The 6,408-nt window shown below is 72.2% G+C and carries 6 protein-coding genes; 1 reads left to right on the top strand and 5 read right to left on the bottom strand.

Going from position 1 to position 6,408, the window contains the following annotated elements:
* The coding region (locus Q0A34_RS03670; protein ID WP_291478548.1) for a SidA/IucD/PvdA family monooxygenase at positions 1-1,228 on the bottom strand (1,228 nt) is incomplete at its 3' end.
* A 145-nt stretch (positions 1,229-1,373) separates the two neighbouring features.
* Between Q0A34_RS03670 and Q0A34_RS03665 the strand changes: the two genes are divergently transcribed.
* Positions 1,374-2,102, top strand: coding sequence for a GNAT family N-acetyltransferase (locus Q0A34_RS03665; RefSeq protein WP_291478546.1), 729 nt, complete (start codon positions 1,374-1,376; stop codon positions 2,100-2,102).
* A gap of 4 nt (positions 2,103-2,106) precedes the next feature.
* Here Q0A34_RS03665 and Q0A34_RS03660 read toward each other — a convergent pair whose 3' ends face one another.
* Genes Q0A34_RS03660 through Q0A34_RS03645 form a run of 4 tightly spaced genes read right to left on the bottom strand, consistent with a single transcriptional unit; the run spans position 2,107 to position 6,291 of the window.
* Positions 2,107-3,471 (bottom strand): hypothetical protein, encoded by a 1,365-nt coding sequence (locus tag Q0A34_RS03660; protein WP_291478544.1) that lies wholly within the window; start codon positions 3,469-3,471, stop codon positions 2,107-2,109.
* 44 nt (positions 3,472-3,515) lie between these two features.
* Positions 3,516-4,676, bottom strand: a complete 1,161-nt coding sequence (locus Q0A34_RS03655) for an acyl-CoA dehydrogenase family protein (RefSeq protein WP_291478542.1) — start codon at positions 4,674-4,676, stop codon at positions 3,516-3,518.
* A complete protein-coding gene (gene sfnG, locus Q0A34_RS03650) occupies positions 4,673-5,785 on the bottom strand; it encodes a dimethylsulfone monooxygenase SfnG (RefSeq protein WP_291478540.1) in 1,113 nt (370 codons plus the stop codon). The genes Q0A34_RS03655 and sfnG overlap by 4 nt, the downstream gene beginning before the upstream one ends.
* Positions 5,786-5,799: 14 nt before the next feature.
* Entirely contained in the window at positions 5,800-6,291 is a 492-nt protein-coding gene (locus tag Q0A34_RS03645; protein ID WP_291478539.1) for a flavin reductase family protein, read from the bottom strand.
* Positions 6,292-6,408: the final 117 nt, after the last annotated feature.

The raw sequence follows: 6,408 nt of genomic DNA, 5'->3' as shown, positions 1-6,408 counted from the left end.
GGAACAGGGTGGGGTGCATGCCGTTGAGGGACAGGTCCGGGCCGATCCTGTCCTCGACGGTGGACGGGGTCACGGCCCCGCCGCAGGCCCCGATGAGACGGGCGACGACCCGGTCGTCCATCATCCGGGTGAACCACAGCGGTGAGTTGCCGCGGGCGTCGACGACGAGGTCGACGACCTCCGTGCGGTGGCCGATGTGCAGTTCCGCCATGCCGTCGCGGTCGTGGACGGCGGAGACGCGGCCACGGAGATGGCTGACGCGGTCCTCGGCCATGAGCTTCTCCTGGACCTGGGCGGAGAACACCCCGCGGTCGCAGCGGGTGATCACGTCCCTGCGGTCGGCGTCGTCGAGGCCGGTCCAGAGCTGCGGGTCGGTGTAGAGCTCGTTCTCGAAGGGGCCCTCGGCCCGGGTGAAGATCGTGGGGGCGGGGGAGACCACGGCGATGTCGACCACGTCGTGGGTGATGAGCTCCTCGACGACGCTGGCGGCGGTCTCGCCGCCGCCGATGACCGCCACGCGGGATGCCGGGGGCAGCTGTGCCGAGGACACGGCCTGCCAGAACGCCGCCACCGAGTACACGGTGGGCAGGGGGGCGATGCGACGGTCGGAGCGTCCCGGGCCGGTCAGCATCAGTGCGTCGGCCTCCAGGCGCGAGGTCGTCCCGTCGATCCGGTCGACCGACAGCGACCAGCCGTCCGCCCCGCGCAGCCCGATGCGTGTGACCTGGCCGTTGACCAGGGCCATCCCGGACTTCTTCGCGGCCCAGCGCAGGTAGTCCGCCCACAGGTAGTGGCGGGGGTTGGGGTGGCCGTGGTCGACCCACCAGGCGTAGCGGTCGGTGTCGACGAGGAAGCCGGTCCATCCGATGTCCAGCAGGGCGCGGTCGACCGCCCGGTTCATCTCCGTGCCGCCGGCGATGCGGGTGCGGTAGGGGAATCCGATGTCCTTGGTGGGGGAGGTGCCGAGCTGGTGGCGTCCGTCCGTCCAGCCTCCGCCGGAGCGCCAGTTTCCGCCGACCCCCTGGTAGTCGACCACGGTGACCGACGGGGCGGGGAGCCCCAGGCGGCGCAGTGCGTGGGCCTTGGCCTGCACGGCGACGGCCTTGGGACCGGCACCCAGGACGACCAGGGACGATGTGGCGGCGCGGTCGGCGGAGCCGTGGTGCGACGGCAGGGGCTGGTCCGGCTGGTCCGGCTGGTCCGGCGGATTCGGCGGCTGATTCGGCACGGTGAGGGGTGCTCCTGTGGTTGGGTGGCGGTCGGGTGACAGAGCGTTCAGGGGGCAGGGTACTCTGTCACGGCAGGCCTTATCAAAGGGTAGGAATCCCTAAGTAGCACATGTGTTGCATAACCAGCAGGAGAGGGACGTCACCGTGACCGACAAGAACACCCCCACCACCGAGCCGCAGCCGACGACGGACGACCGTGCCGTGGACCTCAGCGTCCTGCACCGGTTGCGCACCGACCTGCCGGAGAGCGAGTTCCTCGACGAACCGCCCCGGATCCCCGTGGAGTACCTGCGGGGCACGGACGGGATCACCCTGCGCGTGGCGGACCCGCAGACCGACGCGGAGACGGTGTCTGCGTGGATGAACCGGCCGCACCTGGTCGAGACCTGGGACCAGGCCTGGAGCCCCGGGGAGTGGGCCGCCGACTGGCGGGCGAAGCTGTCGACGACCTACGCCGTGCCGCTGATCCTCTCCTACGGCACCGGGGACGACCGTGAGGAGGTCGGCTACATGGAGATCTACCGTCCCCGTCGCGACGAGATCGGACTGGCGTACCTGTCCGAACCGCACGACCTGGGCTTCCACGTCGCCGTCGGGGAACCGGCCCTCACCGGACGGGGGATCTTCGGCCCGTTCGTCGGTGACTTCGCCTCGCGTCTGCTGCAGTCGGACCCGGAGTGCCGGCTGGTCATCGCGGAACCCGACGTGAACAACCACCGCGTGCACCGCGTGATGAGCCGGGGCGGGGGAGTCGACGCCGGTCAGTGGCAGCAGCGTGCCGACCGGCGCGTGCGACTGTTCTTCTGGCCCGGTGCCGGCGTCGACCCGCGGGCGCGCCTGAAGGGTGACCCCGAGGACGGCGACCTCGTCTGACGGTTCAGCCGGTGATGAGCCGGCCGGTGACCCCGCTGCCCACCCGTCCGGACCTGCCGCCGGTGCTCTTCGGGTCGGTCACCCCGGGCAGGCGCACCAGGGTGGTGCCGCCGGCGTGCTCACGCTGCAGCCGCTTCGCCACCTCGAAGCCGTTGACCTCGGGGAGCCGGGTGAGGTCCACGGTGTGGTCCGGCCGGTAGTCCCCGTCGGGACGGAAGAGGTTGGTCGCCTGTGCCGGCGTGGAAGGTGCCGCGGCACCGGACAGGGCGCCGGACGGGGTGCCGGAGTGCGGCCCGGTCTGCGGCAGTCCGGCGTCGATCAGCCGGGCCAGGGAGGAGAGGCTGATCAGTGCCTGTTCCAAATGTTCCCACAGCAGCACGCCGTCAGCCCCGCCACGCTCGTCGACGACGGTGACCCGGGCGAGCCGCTGCGTGCCCAGGATCACGTGGGGCACGCCGTCGACCGGGCGTACCGGCCCGGAGACGGAGAGTTTCGCCGCGCTGACCTCGACGGTCGCCCCCGGAACGGCCTCAGGTGCGGAGGCCGCCGGCTCGTCCCGCAGCCGGTCACGGACCCACTCCACCGTCCGGCGCACCACGGGACCTCCGGTGAGCAGTCCGTCCCGGCCGGCGTGCAGTCCGGTGTGGAGACCGGTGTGGAGACCGTCGGGTGCCGGCACCACGAACTGCCGGTCGAGACGCCCCACCGTCCTCCCGGGACCGGGGGAGGACGGCGCGCCGGCCTGCCTCGCGCGCAGCGCCACCGGCGCGGCCGGGGTGCCGGCGGCGGCCCGGGCCAGCAGGACGGCGGCCAGCAGGACGCCGTCGTGGCTGACATCCAGCTGCGCCGGGAGCATGTCGAGCAGGGCGTCGGCGTCGCTGACGTCGAAGGTCTTGTACGTCGACGGCCCACCACCGGCGAACGGGGCGGGCGGGGCCGCCGTGGCCTGCCGGGCCCAGTCTCCACCGGGGCCCACGGCACTTCCCGCGAGCAGCGACCTGGCGTCGTCCACCACGGTCGACCACGATTCGGCGTCGACGACCCCACGGTGCACACACAGCAGCAGCCGGGTGTCCGAGAGCCGGCTGACCCGCCAGACCCGGCCCCTCGCCGGGTCCAGGGAGGCGGCCAGGTCCCCGGGGCCGGTACGGTCGGCGGCGACGACGTCGGACAGGGGGAAAGCGACCTCGTCGGGCACGGCGACGGTGCACTCCGGGCCGTCGGTGGTGAGCACGGCCCGCAACGCCCCGTGGGCGCCGAGCAGGCCGGTGACGAGCGCACCGAGCCCGGCGTCGTCGACGGGGCCGACGGTGTCGAGTGCCGTCCAGTAGACGGCGGAGGTCGGTACCGGGGGAACCCTGAAAGTCATGCCCTGCAGGCTACCGCCTGTGCCCGCTCACGGGGCCGGACACCTCACAGCTTCCGCCCCGGGACGGGGGCCCTTCCGGTGAGCGCGGCGTGCCCCAGCACGGCGAGCTTCTCCCGGTGCCGGTCGTGCAGGGTGTGGGTGCGCAGGTCGCGCCAGTGCCGGGCGAGGTCCGGGCCGACGGGGCCGGTGGCACCGCGGGTGCCGGTGAGCTCGAACACCCGGGACGCCAGGTCCACCGTCAGGGCGCCGGTGGTGGCCTTCGCCGCGGCGACGTCGAGGGAGGCGGCGGTGGCGGTGCGTGGGTCGTCCGGGGAGGCCCAGGCGGCGTCGACGGAGCGTCCGGCCTTCTCCAGGGCGGCCTCGGCGGCGAACTGCCGGGCGACGAGGTCACCGGCGAGGTGGGAGGTGAGGGGGTCCGGGTCGTCGGTGTGCGCGATCCCCAGGGCGGAGGACAGGGCGGCGCCGGAGACGCCGACGTCGACGGCGGTGTGCAGCAGCTGGGCGAAGGCACCGTAGGCCGGTGGTGCGGTGGCCGGTGGTGCGGTGGTCGGTCCGGAGGAGTTCACGCCACCTGCCCTGTCCGCACTGTCCTCACTGGCTTCACCGCCCACGTGACCCATGGTGCGGACGGCGGTGTCGGGGACGTGCACGTCGTCGAGGACGACCGTGCCGGAGGCGGTGTACTCCTGACCCAGGGCCGACCAGTCGTCCAGGACACGGACACCGGGGGTGTCCACGGGCAGGAAGACGACCACCTCTGACACCTCTGACACCTCCGGCTCCTTCGGGCCGTCCGGCGTGGACCCGCCGGTGGTGCGCCGGGCGGTGACGGCGAGAATGTCGGCGTAGGCCGAGCCTGTGCAGAAGACCTTCCGGCCGCTCAGCCGGTGGCCGTCCAGGACGGTCGGCTCCCGGTCGACCTGCGCGTTGGCGATGAGCGCCCCGCCGAGCAGGATGTCCGCCCATCGCCGTTCCTCCTGCGGGTGGGTGCCGGTGAACAACCATCGGCTGAACGTCATGTGGCTCTGCGGGACCTGTCCGAGGGACCCGTCCCCGGAGGCCAGGATGCGGAACACCTCGGCGATCACGGACGCGGGCAACCCGTCCCCGCCCAGCCGGGCGGGGACGGTGGCGGCGAGCAGGCCGGACGCCTTGAGCGCCTCCACCGCCTCACGGACCTGCGACGCCCGGTCGGAACCGCTCATGAGGCGGTCGGTACCGGCTGTGCCTGCCGTGCCGCCGCGCCGGCACGCAGAGGCAGGATGATCTCCCGGCCGAAGCGTTCGACCTCCTCCTGGAAGTGCAGGTACCCGGTGAGGACCAGGTCCACCCCGATGCGGCGCAGCTGGTCGATACGTTCCTCGATCTGTTCGGCGGTCCCGATGAGACCGGTGCGGAAGCCGTCGTTGTACTGGACGAGGTCCTCCACTGTGGAGTTGGCCCACATCCCCTTCCCGTCCGCCGTGGCCTGCCCGGCCTGTCTCACCGACCGGCGGAACCCCTCCACGGCCGGGCGGTTGGCGTTGTCGACGATGTGGCGGAGCTTGTCGTGGGCCTGGCGTTCGGTGTCCTCGAGGATCACGAAGGCGTTCACGCCGATCCGGGTCTCACGTCCGGCGGCCTCGGCGTGGCGCCGCACCTCGGCGATCTGCTGTTCGAGCTCGTCGACGGGGGCGCCGTTGATGAAGTACCAGTCCGCGTAGGCGCCCCCGTTGGCCTGGGCGGCGGTGGAGTTGCCGCCCTGGAACAGTTCGGGGACCACCGTGGGACGCGGGCTGACGGAGTAGTCATGCAGGCGGTAGAAGTCGCCCTGGAAACTGGCCGGGGACTCGGTGAACACGGCACGCAGGACCTGCAGGAACTCCGCGGACCGGCGGTAGCGTTCATCGTGTTCGAGCCAGGGCTCCCCGAACTTCCGGAACTCGTCCTTCAGCCATCCGGAGACCACGTTGAGCGCGAAGCGTCCGCCGTGGATCTCGCTGGCGGTGGTGGCCAGGTTCGCCAGCACGGCCGGCTGCCAGAAGCCGGGGTGCACGGCCGCGATGACCTTGAGCCTCTCTGTGGCCTCGAGCAGGGAGAGGGAGAAACTCACCGACTCGTGCTGCGACTCCGCTCCGTAGGAGCCCAGGTAACGTACCTGGGTCAGGGCGTAGTCGAAGCCGACCTGTTCAGCGGTCCGGGCGAGGGTGCGGTTGTAGTCGATGCCCCAGTCGGTGCGCTGGTCGACGTCGGAGACCACCAGTCCGCCGGAGACGTTCGGGGTCCAGTAGGCGAACCGGAGGTCCGCGGGGGCGGGTGTGGTTGCGGTGGACACGGTGCCGGCTCCTCTCAGATCTCGCCGACGACGGTGACCTGCGAACCGTGGAAGACCAGCGGGGTCTCCGAGGGCGCCTCCTCGTGGACCCGGTCGATCTGCAGGACGACGGTGGTGTGGTCGCCGGTGTCGATGTCGTCGATGACGTGCCCGGTGAGGTGGACGGCGGCGTCGTCGACGAGGACGGCCCCGCGGTCGGTGCTCCAGCCGACGCTGTCGAACCGGTTCTCGACAGGCCCGGCGAGCTGCCGGACGTGCCCCTGGTGGGCGCGGGTGAGCACCGAGATGCCCAGGTGCTCGGCCCGGCGCAGCAGCGGCCAGGTGCGTGAGGACTTCTGGACGCTCACCGCCACCAGTGCCGGTTCCAGGGACAGGCCCACGTAGGAACCGACGATGAGGCCGACGGGGTGGCCGTCGACGACGGCGGCGACGGTGGTGATCGGGGTGGGGATCGACGCCCAGGCGCTGCGCAGCGACGTGGGGGTCAGGGTGGTGGCGGGGGTCACGGGGCCGGCTCCTCTCAGATCTCGCCGACGACGGTGTCCTGCGAACCGTGGAAGCCCAGCGGGGTCTCCGCGGGCGCCTCCTCGTGGAGCCGGTCGATCTGCAGGACGACGGTGGTG

The organism is Corynebacterium sp., from assembly GCF_022712195.1.
In the GTDB taxonomy this organism is placed as follows: Bacteria; Actinomycetota; Actinomycetes; order Mycobacteriales; family Mycobacteriaceae; genus Corynebacterium.
The sequence above is the reverse complement of the archived record's forward strand: the minus strand, read 5'-3'. Positions and strand labels throughout refer to the sequence as shown.

What these genes read in the sequence shown, in the direction of transcription:
- Q0A34_RS03660 (WP_291478544.1), bottom strand. Translation starts at nt 3,471, where the DNA reads ATGACTTTCAGGGTTCCCCCGGTACCGACCTCCGCCGTCTACTGGACG.
- Q0A34_RS03655 (WP_291478542.1), bottom strand. Translation starts at nt 4,676, where the DNA reads ATGAGCGGTTCCGACCGGGCGTCGCAGGTCCGTGAGGCGGTGGAGGCG.